This window comes from Paraburkholderia rhizosphaerae, assembly GCF_004366595.1.
Classification (GTDB): domain Bacteria; phylum Pseudomonadota; class Gammaproteobacteria; order Burkholderiales; family Burkholderiaceae; genus Paraburkholderia; species Paraburkholderia rhizosphaerae.
The window spans coordinates 176170-192894 of sequence record NZ_SORE01000006.1; the positions used below are offsets into that span (position 1 = coordinate 176170).

Annotated in this window: 15 protein-coding genes; 10 read left to right on the forward strand and 5 right to left on the reverse strand. The window is 62.8% G+C overall.

What is annotated here, in order from left to right:
* Positions 1-22: 22 nt before the first annotated feature.
* Together fliD and BX592_RS10125 are read right to left on the reverse strand one after the other, a co-directional pair.
* Positions 23-1588, reverse strand: coding sequence for a flagellar filament capping protein FliD (fliD, locus tag BX592_RS10120; protein ID WP_134191628.1), 1566 nt, complete (start codon positions 1586-1588; stop codon positions 23-25).
* 301 nt (positions 1589-1889) lie between these two features.
* Positions 1890-3332, reverse strand: coding sequence for a flagellin N-terminal helical domain-containing protein (locus BX592_RS10125; protein WP_134191629.1), 1443 nt, complete (start codon positions 3330-3332; stop codon positions 1890-1892).
* A gap of 755 nt (positions 3333-4087) precedes the next feature.
* On the opposite strand from BX592_RS10125, the gene rpsU reads away from it, so the two are divergent.
* Positions 4088-4300, forward strand: coding sequence for a 30S ribosomal protein S21 (gene rpsU, locus BX592_RS10130; RefSeq protein WP_075155305.1), 213 nt, complete (start codon positions 4088-4090; stop codon positions 4298-4300).
* Positions 4301-4421: 121 nt separating this feature from the next.
* Here rpsU and BX592_RS10135 read toward each other — a convergent pair whose 3' ends face one another.
* Entirely contained in the window at positions 4422-5036 is a 615-nt protein-coding gene (locus BX592_RS10135; protein WP_243849453.1) for a DNA-3-methyladenine glycosylase I, read from the reverse strand.
* A gap of 111 nt (positions 5037-5147) precedes the next feature.
* Here BX592_RS10135 and BX592_RS10140 point away from each other — a divergent pair, with 111 nt between their 5' ends.
* The gene (locus tag BX592_RS10140) at positions 5148-6038 is read left to right on the forward strand and encodes a glucosamine kinase nucleotide-binding domain-containing protein (RefSeq protein ID WP_134191774.1); all 891 of its coding nucleotides are present in this window, start codon (positions 5148-5150) and stop codon (positions 6036-6038) included.
* 55 nt (positions 6039-6093) lie between these two features.
* Complete coding sequence (locus BX592_RS10145; RefSeq protein ID WP_134191631.1) at positions 6094-6915, forward strand: Cof-type HAD-IIB family hydrolase; 822 nt, start codon at positions 6094-6096, stop codon at positions 6913-6915.
* A gap of 165 nt (positions 6916-7080) precedes the next feature.
* Here the strand turns inward: BX592_RS10145 and BX592_RS10150 are convergent, their stop codons facing one another.
* Positions 7081-7431 (reverse strand): hypothetical protein, encoded by a 351-nt coding sequence (locus BX592_RS10150; protein WP_134191632.1) that lies wholly within the window; start codon positions 7429-7431, stop codon positions 7081-7083.
* 586 nt (positions 7432-8017) lie between these two features.
* On the opposite strand from BX592_RS10150, the gene BX592_RS10155 reads away from it, so the two are divergent.
* Positions 8018-8320: an H-NS histone family protein gene (locus tag BX592_RS10155; RefSeq protein ID WP_134191633.1), complete on the forward strand. Its 303-nt coding sequence runs from the start codon at positions 8018-8020 to the stop codon at positions 8318-8320.
* A gap of 404 nt (positions 8321-8724) precedes the next feature.
* Here BX592_RS10155 and BX592_RS10160 read toward each other — a convergent pair whose 3' ends face one another.
* On the reverse strand, positions 8725-9789 hold the full coding sequence (locus BX592_RS10160) for a glycosyltransferase family 4 protein (RefSeq protein ID WP_134191634.1): 1065 nt from the start codon (positions 9787-9789) through the stop codon (positions 8725-8727).
* 693 nt (positions 9790-10482) lie between these two features.
* On the opposite strand from BX592_RS10160, the gene flhD reads away from it, so the two are divergent.
* The 6 genes from flhD (at position 10483) to cheA (ending at position 16704) form a co-directional block, all read left to right on the forward strand.
* Positions 10483-10812 carry a flagellar transcriptional regulator FlhD gene (flhD, locus tag BX592_RS10165; RefSeq protein WP_134191635.1) on the forward strand — a complete coding sequence of 110 codons (330 nt, stop codon included), beginning with the start codon at positions 10483-10485 and terminating at the stop codon, positions 10810-10812.
* 96 nt (positions 10813-10908) lie between these two features.
* Positions 10909-11454, forward strand: coding sequence for a flagellar transcriptional regulator FlhC (gene flhC / locus BX592_RS10170; protein WP_134191636.1), 546 nt, complete (start codon positions 10909-10911; stop codon positions 11452-11454).
* 412 nt (positions 11455-11866) lie between these two features.
* Positions 11867-12727, forward strand: coding sequence for a flagellar motor stator protein MotA (motA, locus tag BX592_RS10175; protein WP_134191637.1), 861 nt, complete (start codon positions 11867-11869; stop codon positions 12725-12727).
* Between the two features lie 108 nt (positions 12728-12835).
* On the forward strand, positions 12836-13924 hold the full coding sequence (gene motB / locus BX592_RS10180) for a flagellar motor protein MotB (RefSeq protein WP_134191638.1): 1089 nt from the start codon (positions 12836-12838) through the stop codon (positions 13922-13924).
* A 29-nt stretch (positions 13925-13953) separates the two neighbouring features.
* Positions 13954-14331, forward strand: coding sequence for a response regulator (locus BX592_RS10185; protein WP_134191639.1), 378 nt, complete (start codon positions 13954-13956; stop codon positions 14329-14331).
* A 99-nt stretch (positions 14332-14430) separates the two neighbouring features.
* Positions 14431-16704 carry a chemotaxis protein CheA gene (gene cheA, locus BX592_RS10190; protein WP_134191640.1) on the forward strand — a complete coding sequence of 758 codons (2274 nt, stop codon included), beginning with the start codon at positions 14431-14433 and terminating at the stop codon, positions 16702-16704.
* The last annotated feature ends 21 nt before the right edge of the window (positions 16705-16725 follow it).

Genomic DNA, 16725 nt, shown 5'->3' on the forward strand with positions numbered 1-16725 from the left:
CTGTCTACTGCGTCAGCGGCGCTTACTTGCCATTCAGCGAGCCCGGGTTTTGCGCAGTGCCGAACAGCGCGTTCAGGAAGTTCGTATTCGACTGCGCCTGCGCCATCAGCGTGTTGAGCGCGGTGAACTGGTCGTTGAACTGCGACGTCAGCTGTGCGGCGAAATCGTTCAGATCGTCCTGCTGCTTGCCGAGACTCTTGATGTCATCGGTTAGCGAATTGGTGCGCGACGCGATAATACCGCTAGTCGACGTGTAGCTGTCCAGTGCCGTGTTCAGTTGCTGTGCGATACCGTTGGTGTCGTTGAACAGCGCGCTGATGATACCCGGATTGTTCGCGACCACATCGTCGAGCGACGGGCCGTTCGGGTCCGCGTCGATCTGCAATTCCGCGAACGGGTTGCCGCCGGTGTTCGTCTGGAACGTGATGCCGAGCGAAGCGAGCGTGCCCTGCAGGCCGCCGCTCGAAATCTTGCCGCCCGCGATGCCGCCAAGCGCTGCGCCGATCTGGTTCAGCATTTCATCGCCAAGCAGGAGGCCGCCGCCGCCCGTCGTCTGCGTGGAGTTCGGCGCGGCGAGCGAGTTCAGCTGGTCGATCACCGCGTTGTACGCGGTCACGAACGCGGACAGGTCCGTTTCGACCGAGTTGTTGTCTGTGGCGATAGTCAGCGTTTGCACGCCGCCGATCGTTTTTGGATTGTTCGGATCGAGCGTGAGCGTCACACCCGGGATGGCCTTGGAGATCGTGTTAGTCGAACTCGTGACCAGCGTGCCGTTGACAAACAGCTTCGCGTCCTGTGCGGCTTGCGTCTGCGTCCAGTTGGCGGCGCCTGCATTGATAACCGATGCGCCGGTCCCGTCAGTACCGGGTCCGGTCGACACCGCGAGATTGTTCAGCGGGCTGGTGCCTGCGCCGCTGACCGCGATGCTGATCGTATTGGCCGCGCCGGTCGCCGTGGACTGCAAGCTGATCGACTGGCCGTTCACCCCGGTTACGACGACCGCCTTGATGCCGGGATTGTTCGACGCCGAATTGATCGCGCTCGCGATGTCCTGCAGGCTGTCGTTCGACCCGTTCACATCGACCGTGAACGACTTCGCGGTCGCGCCGCCGCTGCTGTTGCCGAGCGAAATGGTCAAGGTGCCGCTGCCCATCGCGTTCGCGTCGTTGGTGTTAAACGTGCCGGACGTCAGCGTTTGTGCCTGAGCAACCTGCGTCGGATTGATCTGGAAGCTGCCTGCCGACGCGCCCGCGCCGGTCTTCGCGGTGATTCCGTCGCCACTCATCGTCGCCGTAAACGACGACAATGCGTTGCCGTTCAGGAACGGGGCGAGTGCCGTCTGCAAGCCAGACATCGACGCGGATAGCGTAGCGAGCGCGGTGATCTGGTTCGAGTCGCTGGTCGCTTGCGCCTGCAATGTGGCGGCCGGGCCGGCGGTCTTCGCTTTCACGAGGGCGGACACGAGCGAGCTGACGTCCAGCGAACTGCCGGTCGAACCGGAAATCAGCGACTGGGCGGCATCCTTGACGGCTTGCGCTGCTTGCGCCGCGGCTTGGGCCGCTGTCTGGGCGGGTGAGAGACTCGACATTGAAAGGCTCCGAGCGGCCTGCTAGGCCTGCGTAACGTGCAACGATCCGGGTATAGGGCGTTGTATTGCTGGGTTGCTTGCTTGTGTGCTGCGTGTACTGCCTGTTGTGTATCACGTCCGCGTTGCGTCTGTTTGACGCCCGCTTGGGCGATGCTTTCATTGACCTGCTATGCGTCTTTATCTGCCTGTGTGTGCAAACGGGGCGATGCCCCGTTAAGACACGCACGCGGATGAGCCGTGTTACCTGTACTGCCGGCTCATCCGCGCGATTTACTGCTGCGTTACTACCGCGAGGCGAATCTTACTGCAGAAGCTTCAGCACTTGCTGCGGCTGCGAGTTCGCTTGTGCCAGCACCGAGATACCCGCTTGCTGGAGCACTTGCGACTTGCTCAGGTTCGCCGTTTCCTGCGCGAAGTCGGCGTCCGTGATTTGCGACTGGGCGCCCGACAGGTCGGTCGACTCGTTCTGCTGCGACTGCGAAATTGCCGTGAAGCGGTTTTGCGCGGCGCCAAGCGATGCCTGGATGTTGTTGATCGTCGCCAGTGCGTTGTCGATCGATTCGATCGCGTTGTTCGCGCCGATCGTCGTGCTGATGTCGATCTGCGACACCGACGTCGGAACGTTCAGCGTGTTGACCGTTGCCAGCGCGCTGCCTGCCGGTTGCGTGCCTGCAACGCTCGAGCCGATCGTGCTCTTCGGTGTCGCTGCGAACGTGAGGCCCGAGCCGGTGGACGTGCCGAACAGACCGGCGGTAGCAGCCGACGACAGCTGGTTACCATGCTGGTCGAGGAACGTGAGACCGCCCTTGCCGTCAGCTTCGACGGTGACCGACGTGATCGTGTTAGCCGTGCCCGCAGCTGCGTCCGTACCCGTCGTGCTGTCGACGTTGATGCCCGAGATCTTGCCGAAGATCGTACCTGCGGCGGCCGTCGAGCTGAACGCGCCGGCGATGTCGGTGAGTTCGTTCGTCGGATCGAGCGCGCTCGTACCAGCGGAATTCAGCGACAGCGATGCGACGCCGTTCGTCGTCGTGACCGTGAACAGCGCAGCCGATGCAGCCGACGAGATCGCGTTGCCGTTCTGGTCGGTGAACGTGAAGCCGCCCGTGCCGTTCGACTGGATGTTGATCTGCTGGATCGCGCCGGAGCCGCCAGTCGTGTTTTCCGTGCCGTTCGAGTTCAGGTTCAGACCCGTGATCGAGCCGAGCGTGTCGCCCGACTGCACGAAGCCCGTTCCGAGCGAAGCAGCCGAAACGCCTTGGCTCAGGTCGAGCGTAACCGTTTGACCGACGTTCGCGCCAACCTGAACGTTGATCAGGCCAGCTTGACCATTCAGCAGGCCGATGCCGTTGAACTGCGTTTGCGAAGCGATACGGTTCACTTCCGAGATCTGCTGCGCCACTTCCTGTTGCAGTGCTGCCTGGTTGGCCGCCGTCAGCGTGCCGCCCGTTGCTTCGCCAGCCAGCTGACGAATACGCTGCAGGCTAGCCGTGATCTGCGACAGACCCGTGCCGGCCGTTTGCACCAGCGACACGCCGTTGTTCGCATTCTGCACGCCCTGGTTCAGGCCGTTGATCTGCGTTTGCAGCGAGGTCGAAATAGCGAGGCCAGCTGCGTCGTCCGCCGCGCTGTTGATGCGCTTACCCGACGACAGACGGGTAATCGCCTGCGACAGTGCGCTGCCGGAAGCATTCAGGTTTTCCTGAGCGACCAGCGAGCTGATATTGCTGTTAATGCTGAGCATGAGGTTCTCCGTAGAGGCGTTAGTCTTGAATCATGGCAACGTTGAGATCGGCGGAAGCACTCGTTCATTGCTGGCCGCCTCAGTGAAGGTTGACGGCGTTGAGAAAAAAAACTTGAGGGAACGAACACGATCCTGCGCATCTGTCGTAGCGCCAAGCCAGTTGCGGCTCTCCGGGCGATTTGCCGAAAATCTTTCTGATTCAGGTGGTTGGGATGGGGCGCTGAATCTGTAAAAATTTGTTAATAGCAGGCGTCGAAGGGCTGAATATTGGGGGGGGCGGTGGCCGTCGCTGCGGATCGGCCCCCCGGCCGCCGCCGTGCGCAGCGGCAGCCGCATCGCGGTAGACTGGCCCCGGAAGTCCTTGACGGAACGGAAAAATGAGTGGCCAGCGACACATATCCCTGATATGATCGCGGATTGGATTGAGATCGCCGTTGGGCGGCACCGTCCCGGTTCCGGGAAATGGCGGCCGGTCAGCGTCAGGCGGCAGTCAAGCGCGGCACGGGCATCGGTCCGTTATCGTGTAACCGCGGTGTAACCGCGGGCGGGTGGCCGGTTAAAGCGCGGTATCCGCGAGCCAGCGTCTGTGGTGAAATTCCACCTCTCTTTTCCGGCCTCCGGGCCGCTTCGCAAGCTGTTTGTCCTGTTCTGGCCTCGCATGGCCATGAGTCGAGCGGGGCAACCCACCGGAGCGCCGGCGCGTGAATCGACCTTCACGCAGTTGAAACCGTATCAATGATCGAGTTAGGAACTCCATGACGACCATTTTTCTGAAGGAAAACGAGCCGTTCGAAGTGGCGATTCGCCGCTTCCGCCGCGCGATTGAAAAGAACGGCCTGATCGCCGAACTGCGTGAGCGTCAGTCGTACGAAAAGCCGACGGCCGTGCGTAAGCGCAAGAAAGCAGCTGCCGTGAAGCGTCTGCATAAGCGCCTGCGCAGCCAGATGCTGCCGAAGAAGCTCCACTAAGAGCATTCGCGGCGTCACCCGGGCGGTAAGACCTGAGCATCAGGCGCGTGCGGGGCGTAGAAAAAAAGCGGGATGAACTCAGGTTCACCCCGCTTTTTTGCGCTTGTGCGGTGTGTCGCAATCAGTGGCTTGCTTTCCGGTTACGCCCTTTCTTGCCGAGCGCCGCGCATTTCGCGTGATATGCGCAGTCCGCCTGATGATCATTGACCATGCCGATTGCCTGCATGAACGCATAACAGATCGTGGTGCCGACGAACTTGCAACCGTAGGCCTTCAGGCCCTTGCTAAGCGCATCGGAAACCTCGGTCGACGCCGGCGCGTGCCGGTAGTTGGCCCACGTATTCTGAATCGGCGTCTGGTCGACGAATGACCAGATAAAGTTCGACAGCGACCCATGTTCGTCGCGAATCTGCTGGACCGCGCGCGCGTTCGCGACCACCGACTCGAGTTTCGCGCGATTGCGCACGATTGACGCGTCGAGCATCAGCGCATCGATCTGCTTCGCGGTGAATCGCGCGACTGCATCGACATCGAAATTTGCGAACGCCCGGCGGTATCCTTCACGCTTGTTCAAAATCGTCGACCACGACAAGCCGGCCTGCGCACCCTCGAGCACGAGCATCTCGAACAGGTGGCGATCGTCGCGAGACGGGACACCCCACTCTTTGTCGTGATAGTGTGCGAGTGCTTCGCTGCTTGCCCAGGTGCATCGCTGCGTTTCGCGTGGTTGTGTCACATTGGGCTCCTGCGTGGTCATGGGTGGGAAAAAGCCTTGCAAGCATAGCGGATCGTTACCGGTTCGCAAGCCGGCCATTCGGCCGCGTCATTCTCAATGAACCTTTATCCGATGGATACGCACTTCTATCTGATTGGCGTCGATGGTGGGGGCACGGGCACGCGCGTCGTGCTCGGCGATGCGCAAGGGCGCGAACTGGCGACCGCTACGAGCGGACCATCGGGCCTCGCGCTGGGCGTCGAGCGCGCATGGCAGTCGATCGAAGCGGCCAGCGCCGACGCGTTCGCGCGCGCCGGTGTTGCGCTCGACTGGTCGCGTTGCGTGGTCGGCTGCGGGCTGGCGGGCGTCAACAACCGCGACTGGCTCGCCGCGTTCCGCGACAAGGCGCCGGCTGTCGCGGGCCTCGCGGTCGAAAGCGATGCGTACACGACACTGCTTGGCGCGCACGGCGGCGCTCCCGGCGTGGTGGTCGCGATTGGCACCGGCAGCATCGCCGCATCGCTCGACGATGCGGGCACGTGCCGGATCGCCGGTGGTTACGGTTATCCGACCGCTGACGAGGCCGGCGGTGTGTGGTTCGGGCTGCGCATCATCGTGCACGCGCAACGGGCGCTCGATGGCCGCGCGCCGCTTGACGATCTCGCGCGCGCACTGCTCGATCGGGTTGGCGCGCAGGACCGCGACAGCCTTGTTGTCTGGCTGTGCAGCGCGAATCAGACTGCGTATGCGAGTCTTGCGCCGGTTGTACTCGCGCATCGCGATCATCCGGTCGCGGCGCGGCTGCTTGCCGAAGCCGGTGAGCAGATCGAACAGATGGCTGTGGCGCTGAATCCGGACGGCACGCTGCCTGTCGCACTGTGCGGCGGCTTATCCGTGCCGTTGCGCGAGTTTGTGCCCGCCAGCCTGCAGGCGCGTCTGCGCGCGCCGCTCTCCGACTCGGCGCACGGCGCGCTTCAACTCGCGCAGCGCGAAGCGGCGAAAGTATTCTCCGCGCGCGCGTGAGCGGGCCGCGAGCGACGATAAAATACGTCCTCCGAAGTCGTTCGCTGCCCATATCATGTATAGCGTTATCGCCACCGATCTCGACGGCACCCTGCTCAACGCAAACCATCAGGTCGATCCATTCACGGTCGCGACCGTGCGCAGCCTCGAAGCGCAAGGGTTGCATTTCATCATCGCGACCGGCCGTCACTATTCCGATGTCGCGGGTATTCGCGACGTGCTCGGCATCAGTCCATATCTTGTTACGTCGAATGGCGCGCGCATTCACGCGCCCGACGGCGCGATGATCCACGCGCAGAACCTGCCGCCCGCGACGGTGAAGCGCCTCGTGCAGCCGGAGATCACCGGCGCGCATGGCCGTGTGATCGCCAATCTGTTTGCGGACCGCGAATGGTTCATCGACCGCGATGCGCCGCACCTGCTGCGCTATCACCAGGATTCGGGCTTCGCTTATGAGGTTGTGAATCTGCACGCGCACGATGGCCGCGATATCGCGAAAGTGCTCTACGTCGGCGAGCCCGATGATCTCGCCGCGGTATCGGCCAATCTCGAGCGCGAATTCGGCGCGTCGTTATACGTCACCTATTCGATGCCCGACTGCCTCGAGGTCATGGCGCCGAATGTGTCGAAGGGGCGCGCGCTACAGGTCGTACTGAACCGTCTCGGTATCGCCGCGGCGCGCTGCGTGGCATTTGGCGACAACATGAACGATATCGATCTGCTCGAGACCGCCGGCCATCCGTTCATGATGAACAATGCGAATCCGGATCTGATCGCGAGGCTGCCGGCCGTCCCCCGTATCGGCAATAACTTCGAGGCGGGCGTCGCGCACCATCTGCGCAAGCTGTTTGAGATGCGCGACGAAGTGGTGCCTTGAAGGTCCCGAAGAAGATGACCGCGGGCGCAAGCTGTTGTGCCCGCAATGAGTTGACCTCGAGCCGGTGGGTCAACCGCGGTTGCAGCGGCGGCCCGCTGGTCCCCTGGCGGGGCGGCGCACGAGGATCACGCGCTGCCGGCTGAGTCCCGCGCTGCCGGGCGTCCGTTAGTCACGCCAGTTGCCCCAGGTCCGGCCGTGATCCCAGCTGCGGTGATTCTGGTCGCGATACTCCCATCGATGATCGTCGCCGCGATTCCATCCACGGCGATCATCGCCGCCATTCCAGCCGCGATGATCGTCGCGTCGATCCCATCCGCGATGATCCCAGCCGCCGCGGTCCCAGCCCGAATAGTGGATCGGGCGCGGCGCCGCGTAGACCGGCGCCGGCTGGACGTACGCGGGTGCCAGCGCGCCGGGCGAGAGTCCGATGCTGAGGTTGCCATGCGCCTGCGCAACCCCGCAAACGCCGGCCGCGAGACCCGCTGCGACGAGCAGATGAGTGACGATGCGCTTCATATTGGTTCTCCCGGAACGCGACACCTCGGTCGCACAGGTCCAATCTACGCATTCCGTCGTCCGGGTACTGCGACAGGATGTTACGGACTGAAAGCGCGGCTTAATCGTTGAAAGGGTGAACCTGGCCTGCGCGACGCTGCAAACCCGCATCGCGCGTGGCGTTTGCGGCCCACCTGGGCGTGCGCTGTCGGGTCGCATGGCGCCAGCCGTAAACGAGCCTTACATCTGTGCCGCTTCTTTAATGGCGTGACCGTAGTCCTGCCGGCAAACGCGCTTACTCGAACACGCGAAACCGCGGCTGAACGCTGCAGCGATTTCGACGCACTCGGCCTAACAGAACCCGCAAATACCCGGATATATCGGGATTGGCGCGCATTCGAACAGACTCATTGCGAATGCGGGTGTCAACTTTTGTTAATTCCGCACTGGTCTGTACATATTCTTCGGAAATTTGCAGTGCATTTAGCGTTGTCTTTCAGCAAAATTATCAGAGGTTTTCGCGTAAAATGTATTATTGTCCGTTGCGGACTTTATTAAACAACGCTAATCTCCAAACCAACGGGGTTGGACATAAAGGGAGGCCGAAATGTCGCAATATGCTGATCTGAAGGTTCAGATCGCCAAGCTGCAAGCCCAGGCGGACGAAGCCCGCCGCGTCGAAGTCGGCAATGTGATTGCCGAAATTCAACGTCAGATCGCCGAATACGGTTTGACGCCGCAAGACCTGGGCTTTGCCGCCGCGGCGCGGCGCGGCCGCCCGCCGAAGAAGGCGCCGCTGCCGCCGAAATACCGCGATCCGAAAAGCGGCAATACGTGGAGCGGTCGTGGCAAGCCGCCGAAATGGATTGCCGGCAAGAGCCGCGACCGGTTCCTGATCGGCCAGTCGTAATCGGAAAGTCGGATATTGCGTAACCGTTCGCGGCCCGATCCATACGCGGTTACGCAATTTTGTCCGCGTTTGCTGAAAAGCGACGCTGTCAGAGTAATTCGGAATTGTGCCAGCGCAGCTAATGCGCGCTGAAAGCGCGATCCAAAAGCGCTGACAATCCGCCGGACCTAAAACCGCGCACCGGGTCGCATACCGGCACCGGCTTCAAGCAATAAAAAGCCGCCTTCGGAAGGCGGCTTTTTTACAAATCATCGGTGTTTCCACTGTGATCCGGATGTGCGCAAACGTTTTACATCTGGATATTCGCGAACCGTGCGCGTCGTACGCATAGTTGGAAACATCTGAAAAGCGATCGCTAAAGCGCGTGGCGCCGCGGCGAAAAGCGGCGCCACCCATCATCTTCGTTAGCCGGCGGCGACGCGGCGCAGGATCGGGCGGCGCGCGGCCTCGACCAGCGTCATATAGCCGTCTACGTAGTTCTGCGCCATGGTCTTCGCGCTAAAGCGCTGCTCGAACTGAGCACGGATCTTTTCGCGCGACAGCTCGTCGATGCGCTGCACCGCCGCGACGGCGCCTTGCACGTCTTCGACGATATAGCCGGTCAGACCGTGATCGATCACTTCCGGCACCGAGCCGCGGTTGAACGCAACCACCGGCGTACCGCACGCCATCGACTCGATCATCACGAGGCCGAACGGCTCGCTCCAGTCGATCGGGAACAGCAGCGCCTTCGCGCCGGAGAGAAACTCGGGCTTCTGTGCCTCGTTGATCTCGCCGATGAACTCGACATGCGCCTGCGACAGCAACGGTTCAATTTCCGACTTGAAGTAATCCGTGTCGACCTTGTCGACCTTCGCGGCGATCTTCAGCGGCAAGCCGGTTTGCGCAGCGATGCGAATCGCGGTGTCGACACGCTTTTCCGGGCAGATCCGGCCCAGGAACGCCAGATATTCGGGCTTGCGATCGGTGCGCGGCGTGAGCAGATCTTCCGGCAGGCCGTGGTAGATCGTGTTCAGCCAGTTCGCCTGCAGCAGCGGCTGGCGCTGCGAGTCGGAGATCGAAATGACCGGCGCGTCGGCGAACGTATCGAACATCGGCTGCAGTTCGGGCAGGTCGAGCCGCCCGTGCAGTGTCGTGACGAACGGCGTATCCAGCTGCGTGAACAGCGGAAACGGCAGGTAGTCGAGGTGAAAATGCAGCACGTCGAATTCGTGCGCCATGCGGCGCACGCGCTCGAGCAGCAGCATATGCGGCGCCATCGTGTCGCGGATCGTCGGATCCAGACGCAGCGCGCGCGGCCATGCGGCCTCAAGCTTCGCGGAGGTCACCGAATCGCCGCTCGCGAAGAGCGTCACGTCGTGGCCGAGGTCGACCAGCGCCTCGGTAAGATAAGACACGACGCGCTCGGTGCCGCCATAGAGCTTCGGGGGAACGGCTTCATAAAGCGGCGCGATTTGTGCGATTCGCATTGTGTTGACTCCTGTTCAGAGGGCTACTTCGCACGACCGCGCAAGAGGCGCAGTGAAAGGCGAGTGCCGGTCGGACGGATGGGGCGGGGCGCGCCTGAATGCATCGGGGCGCGCTCGCCCGAAGGTGGCCTGAAGCCGAAGCGGGCCGAAATCGGGTTATCCCTTAAGGTTCATTATCAGCATCCAGCGCGATAATTCGACCTATTTTTCAAACGCTTAATGTTGTTACAGCGGGAAACACAGGCTGTTGCAATTGCCGCGCGATGCGCGCTCGCCTTATGCGACAACCTTCTGCGGCCCCCCGACCCGATCGGCGAGCATGCGGTTCATGGGCAAGCGGCGGTTCGCCAGTTACACGTTCTTCGTTGCGGTCAGATGAAATCGCCCTATAATTCGCTCGCCGTTGCACCCCGGCCGCGCATTCGCCTGGCCAAAAAGCTTCCGCATTTCCTCCCCTGCTTTTTGTAGGAAAAACTCCTACAGAATTAATGGACAAATCCGTCGCGTAAAAGGGGCGTATGTCCGCTTTCCGTGCAAATGCGCTAAGGAGACAATTCGTCCCACGGTCATCACACTGCCGTTCGTGTCCCCACGGAGAAAGCGGACGCGCAAAGGCAAACGATTTCGTGCCGGCCAGACAAGACAAGTCAAGACCACTCAGGCTTCAATTCAGGCATCAAATTCGGGGGAATCATGAGCGCTGCCGTCGCTAGTAGTGACATGCTCAATGAGATCAAGGAAGTGAACCTGTCGTACCTGTTGCTCGCACAACGTCTGCTGCGCGACGACAAGCCGATGGGGATGTTCCGCATGGGAATCTCGGAGCAGCTCGCCGACGTGCTCGTGAATCTGACACTCGCGCAGACCGTCAAGCTGTCGGCATCGAACCAGTTGCTATGCCGGTTCCGTTTCGACGACCACACGATCCTTTCTTCGCTCGCCGACAAGGGCAAGCCGTCGTCCGTCAGCCAGGCGCACTCCGCGATCCTGATGGCGGGTCAGCCTGTCGAGCAAATCGGTTGATGCGCGCCGCGTTGCGGGACTGCACGCGGAACCTCTCGCGAATCGGCGTGCGGCCGGTCCGGCCGGCGCTTCGCTATCACACGGAGCGCGCCGCGCATGGCGACTAGGAGCGTAGTGCTCGAGGTGCGCGAAATCACGCTGGCGATCGAGTTGATCGAACTGGGCGCGCGCCTCCAGTTGCTCGAGGCGGAAACCAGTCTGTCGCGCGATCGCCTGATCAAGCTGTACAAGGAACTGAAAGGCGAATCGCCGCCGAAGGGCATGCTGCCGTTCTCGACCGACTGGTTCATGACGTGGCAGCCGAACATTCATTCGTCGCTGTTCTACAACATCTACCGGTTCATGTCGGCGCGCGGCGGGTGCGAGACGATCCAGTCGATCGTCAAGGGTTACCGGCTGTATCGCGAGCACGTGCAGATGCACGGCGAGGAACCGGTACTGAGCTTGACGCGCGCATGGACACTCGTACGCTTCTTCGACTCCGGGATGCTGCAACTGATGCCGTGCACGCGGTGCGGTGGACATTTCGTCGCACACGCGCATGATCCTCGCGCGGGCTTCGTCTGCGGGCTGTGCCAGCCGCCTTCGCGGGCCGGCAAGACCCGCAAGGCCGCCGACGACCGCGCGCGCGCGGCAGTATGAGGGGCCCGTTGGGCTGGCCCATTTGCGCTGGCCTATTGCGTCGGGCGGGTTGTGGCTCATCGGGGTTGGCCAGGCCGGCCCATTGGGCTCGGCCCGTCGGGCAAGGCCATTCGCGCAAGGCCATTCGAGCAAGGCCATTCGGGGCGACGCTTCCAGGTCGGCGCATAAGGGACGCTCCGCGAACCTGGCCAATTCGAACTGACCGATGGAAACTGGCCATTCGACTTGCTTCGCAGATTCGGCCCACTAACGCTTATCCGCCGGAACGGGGCCACCTGAACCGCCCGCAAAGCAGCGCCGCCCCAAGGTTTACACGGAGGGCGGCGGGTCGCTTTTCCATCAAAGGTTTTTCGTTTCCCTGCCGTAAACCCCTTTAACGACGATCTCCGTCGCCTATTTTGGGGGCTCCGCGGTGCTGATTTTCCTGGGAACACTCGTGACGCTGCTGTCCGTCTTCGGCGGCTATATGCTGGAGGGCGGCCATCTGGCTGCGCTTCTGCAGCCGGTCGAAGTGCTGATGATCGTCGGCGCGGGCGTTGGAGCCTTCATTCTCGGCAACGGGATGAAGACCATCAAGGCGACCGTGCGCGTAATCCCGACGCTCTTCAAGGGCTCGAAATACAACAAGGACGTCTACATGGAGCTGATGGCGCTCCTGTACGTGCTGCTTGCGAAGGCGCGCAAGGAAGGCACGCTGACGCTCGAGGCCGATATCGACGATCCGGAGAAGAGTCCGATTTTCACGCAGTATCCGAAGATTCTTGCCGACCGGCATATCGTCGAATTCCTGACCGACTACTTGCGGCTGATGGTTGGCGGCAACATGAATGCGTTCGAGATCGAAAGCCTGATGGACGAAGAGATCGAAACGCATCACGCGGAAGGCGAGGCGCCGAGCCATGCGCTCGCGAAGATCGGCGACGCGATGCCGGCGTTCGGTATCGTCGCGGCGGTGATGGGCGTCGTCCATACGATGGCGTCGGCCGACAAGCCGCCCGCGATTCTCGGCCAGATGATCGCGCAAGCGCTGGTCGGCACGTTCCTCGGCATTCTGCTTTCGTACGGGCTGATCGGACCGCTCGCGAGCGTCGCGGAACAGCGCGTGACCGAGTCGACCAAGATGTTCCAGTGCATCAAGGTGACCATACTCGCGAGCCTGAACGGCTATGCGCCGGCAATTGCGGTCGAGTTCGGCCGCAAGGTGCTGTTCTCGACTGAGCGTCCGTCGTTCTCGGAGCTCGAGGAACACGTGCGCCGCGTGAAGGCGAAGTAAAGCAGGCGAAGCAAAAGCAGCGAAGCAAAGCGGACGAACTCAGGCCGGTGAAATCAGCCAGGCCAGAAGGCAAGCAGATTTAAAGGCACGAGCAGGCGGAGCAGCCGAATGAGCAAGGATAAGGATCGCGCGATTGTCGTCAAGCGCTCGTCGCCGGGCAAGAAGGGTCACCACGGCGGCGCGTGGAAGCTCGCCTACGCGGATTTCATGACCGCGATGATGGCGTTCTTCCTGCTGATGTGGCTGCTCAGCTCGGCGAGCACCGTGCAGTTGAAGGGCATTGCCGACTACTTCAACCAGCCGCTGAAGATCACGCTGTGGGGCGGCGACCGCAGCGCGACCGACTCGAGCGTGCTGCGCGCGGGCGGCCGCGACATGTCGACCGACCGCCAGGGCGTAATGCGCCAGACCGAAGGCCAGACGCGCAACGGCACGCACTCGGTGTCGCGCAACGACGACCAGTCGACCGCGCAATTGCAAGGCCAGCTCGAGCGGCGCGAACAGGTGCGTCTGCACGATCTGCAGGTGAAGCTGATGGCCGCGATCCAGGCGAACCCGGTGCTGCGCCAGTTCAAGCAGCAGATCCGCATCGACTCGACGATTCAAGGTCTACGCATCGAGATTGTCGATTCGCAGAAGCGGCCGATGTTCGCGACCGCGAAGGACGAAGTCGAACCGTATATGCGCGACATCCTGCGCGAGATTGGCAAGACGTTGAACGACGTGCCGAACCGGATCGTCGTGCAGGGTCACACCGACGCGGTGCCGTACGCGGGCGGCGAGAAAGGCTATAGCAACTGGGAGCTGTCCGCGGATCGCGCGAGCGCGTCGCGTCGCGAACTGGTGGCGGGGGGGATGGACGAATCGAAGGTGCTGCGCGTGATCGGTCTCGCCTCGACGCAGAACCTGAACAAGGCCGATCCGCTCGACCCGGAGAACCGGCGCATCAGCATCATCGTGCTCAACAAGAAGTCCGAAGACCAGATGAATCAGGACGACACGACGACGACCACGCTGTCGAACGATGCCGGCGGTTCGGCTGCGTTCGCCCCGCCGCTGCTGCAAAAAATCGAGCAGCAGCCGGTCGTCAAACCGGCCGCACCGGCTGCGCGGGCGCCGGGTGTGGTGGTGCCGGATACGCCGGCGCCGGGCATCACAACGCCGCAGCTCGCGCCTGCGGCACCGCAGATCAAGTAAACCAATATTCGAGACGCAGTGAGGTTTTCATGATCAGGCACATTCTCGCGATCGATGATTCGGCCGCGATGCGGGAGATTCTTTCCGCGACGCTGACGACCGCCGGCTACGACGTGACGGTCGCGGCGGATGGAGACGAGGGACTCGAGCACGCGCTCGCGATGGCGTTCGATCTGGTGCTGACCGATCAGCACATGCCGGGTAAGACCGGCGTCGATCTGATCGCCGAACTGCGCACGAACCCGGCCTATGAGGCGACGCCGATCCTGTTGCTGACAACAGAATCCGGCGAGCCGTTCAAGGCGGCGGCGCGCGCGGCGGGCGCAACCGGCTGGATCGAGAAACCGCTCGACCCGGACATGTTGACCGAACTGGTCCAGACGCTCGATGCACCCGACGAAACCTGAACGCACCGCCATGCAGCAACTTGAGTACCGGACAGCCAAGCAAAACGCGCAGCACGCAGCACGAGCCCAGCAGACAGAATCATTCGCGGTGAACCAGGCATGACACTCGATATCACACAGTTCTATCAGACGTTCTTTGACGAGGCCGACGAACTGCTCGCGCAGATGGAGCAGTTGCTGCTGAATCTCAACGTCGGTCAACCCGATCCGGAAGATCTCGCTGCGATTTTCCGCGCCGCGCACTCGATCAAGGGTGGCGCCGCGACGTTCGGCTTCACCGCGCTCACCGAGACGACGCACATCCTCGAATCGCTGCTCGATCGCGCGCGCAACAACGAACTCGTGTTGCGTAAGGACATGATCGACACGTTCCTCGAAACCAAGGACGTGCTGTCCGGCCAGCTCGCCGACTATCGCGCGAGCCAGGAGCCCGACGCGGCGGTGGCCGCGGCGATCTGCGCGAAGCTCGAGCGGCTGAACGCGGAAAACCGCTTCGGCGCGGATGCATCGGCAGCCGCGCCCGCGGCAACGCCCGCCGCCGCGGCGCCAACGATTGCGCAGCCGGCGCCGGCCGCAACGGGGTCGACGCCCGAGCACGTGGTCGATCAGGCGGTCGATGCCGCCAACGCGCGCCAGGGCGGCGCCGCAGCAACCTCTCAAGCAACACCGGCATCGAGCGGCGCAGCAGACGCCGCCGGCCCGCATCTGAAAATTACGCTACGGGGAGTAGGTGAGAAGGACGAGGCGCTGCTCGCTGAAGAGCTGGGCAACCTCGGACAGATCGTCGGTCAGGTGAAGGCCGGCAGCGATCTGACGTTGTGGCTGGAAACCGAAGTGCCGTCCGACGATATCGTCGCGGTGTGCTGCTTTGTGATCGACGAGAGCCAGATCTCGGTCGGCCGCGGCAGCGCGCCGGCCGGCGACGGACAAGCGCAGGAAGCCGCTCCGGCAGCACCGGCGGCCGCAGCCGTGCCGCAAGCGCCGGCGCAACCCGCGGCTGCGCCGGCGGCCGCGGTACAACCCGCTGCAGCACCGGCCACACCGGCTCCCGCGGCAGCACCGGCCGCGCGCGCCGCGTCCAACGCGGGCCATGAAGGCTCGGCCGCGCCGGCATCCGTACCGGCCGCGCCTCAGGCGTCCGCCGACCACGACCGCAAGGCGCGTCCGGCCGCCGCCGCGAGCGCCGAAGGCAGTTCGATCCGCGTTGGCGTCGAGAAGGTCGACCAGCTGATCAACCTGGTCGGCGAACTGGTGATCACGCAGGCGATGCTCGCGGAAACCACCAGCACCTTCGATCCCGCGCTGCACGACCGCCTGTACAACGGGATGGCGCAGCTGGAGCGCAATGCGCGCGATCTGCAGGAAGCGGTGATGTCGATCCGCATGATGCCGATGGATTACGTCTTCAGCCGCTTCCCGCGCCTCGTTCGCGATCTGGCGGCGAAGCTCGGCAAGGAAGTGGAACTGGTCACCTTCGGTCAGGCGACCGAACTCGACAAGAGCCTTATCGAGCGCATCATCGACCCGCTCACGCACCTCGTGCGCAACAGTCTCGATCACGGCATCGAGACCGTCGAGGCGCGCCGCGCGGCGGGTAAGGATGGTACCGGCCAACTGGTGCTATCGGCCGCGCATCACGGCGGCAACATCGTGATCGAAGTGAGCGACGACGGCGCGGGCCTGCGCCGCGACAAGATTCTCGCGAAGGCGATGAAGCAGGGCATGTCGGTCAGCGAATCGATGACCGACGAGGAAGTGTGGAACCTGATCTTCCTGCCCGGCTTCTCCACCGCCGAACAGGTGACCGATGTGTCGGGCCGCGGCGTCGGCATGGACGTCGTGAAGCGCAACATCCAGTCGATGGGCGGCCACGTCGAGATCACGTCGCATGCGGGCAAGGGCAGCACTACGCGCATCGTGTTGCCGCTCACACTGGCTATTCTTGACGGCATGTCGGTGAAGGTCGGCAACGAGATTTTCATTCTGCCGCTGAACTTCGTGATGGAGTCGCTGCAGCCGCGCGCCGAAGACATTTACACGGTCGCGAACGGCGAGCGCGTAGTGCGCGTACGCGGCGAGTATCTGCCGCTCGTCGCGCTGCACGCGGTGTTCACTGTTGAAGGCGCGCGCACCGATCCGACGCAGGGCATCGTCACGATCATGGAAACCGAAGGCCGCCGCTTTGCGATGCTGATCGACGAACTGGTCGGCCAGCAGCAGGTGGTCGTGAAGAACCTCGAAACCAACTACCGGAAGGTGCACGGCATTTCCGCCGCGACGATTCTCGGCGACGGCAGTGTCGCGCTGATTGTCGACGTGGCGGCGCTCAACCGCGAGACGCGCGCCGCGCACGGTGCGCTCGCGCTGGCATGAGCCCGCGAATGAGTCCGCACG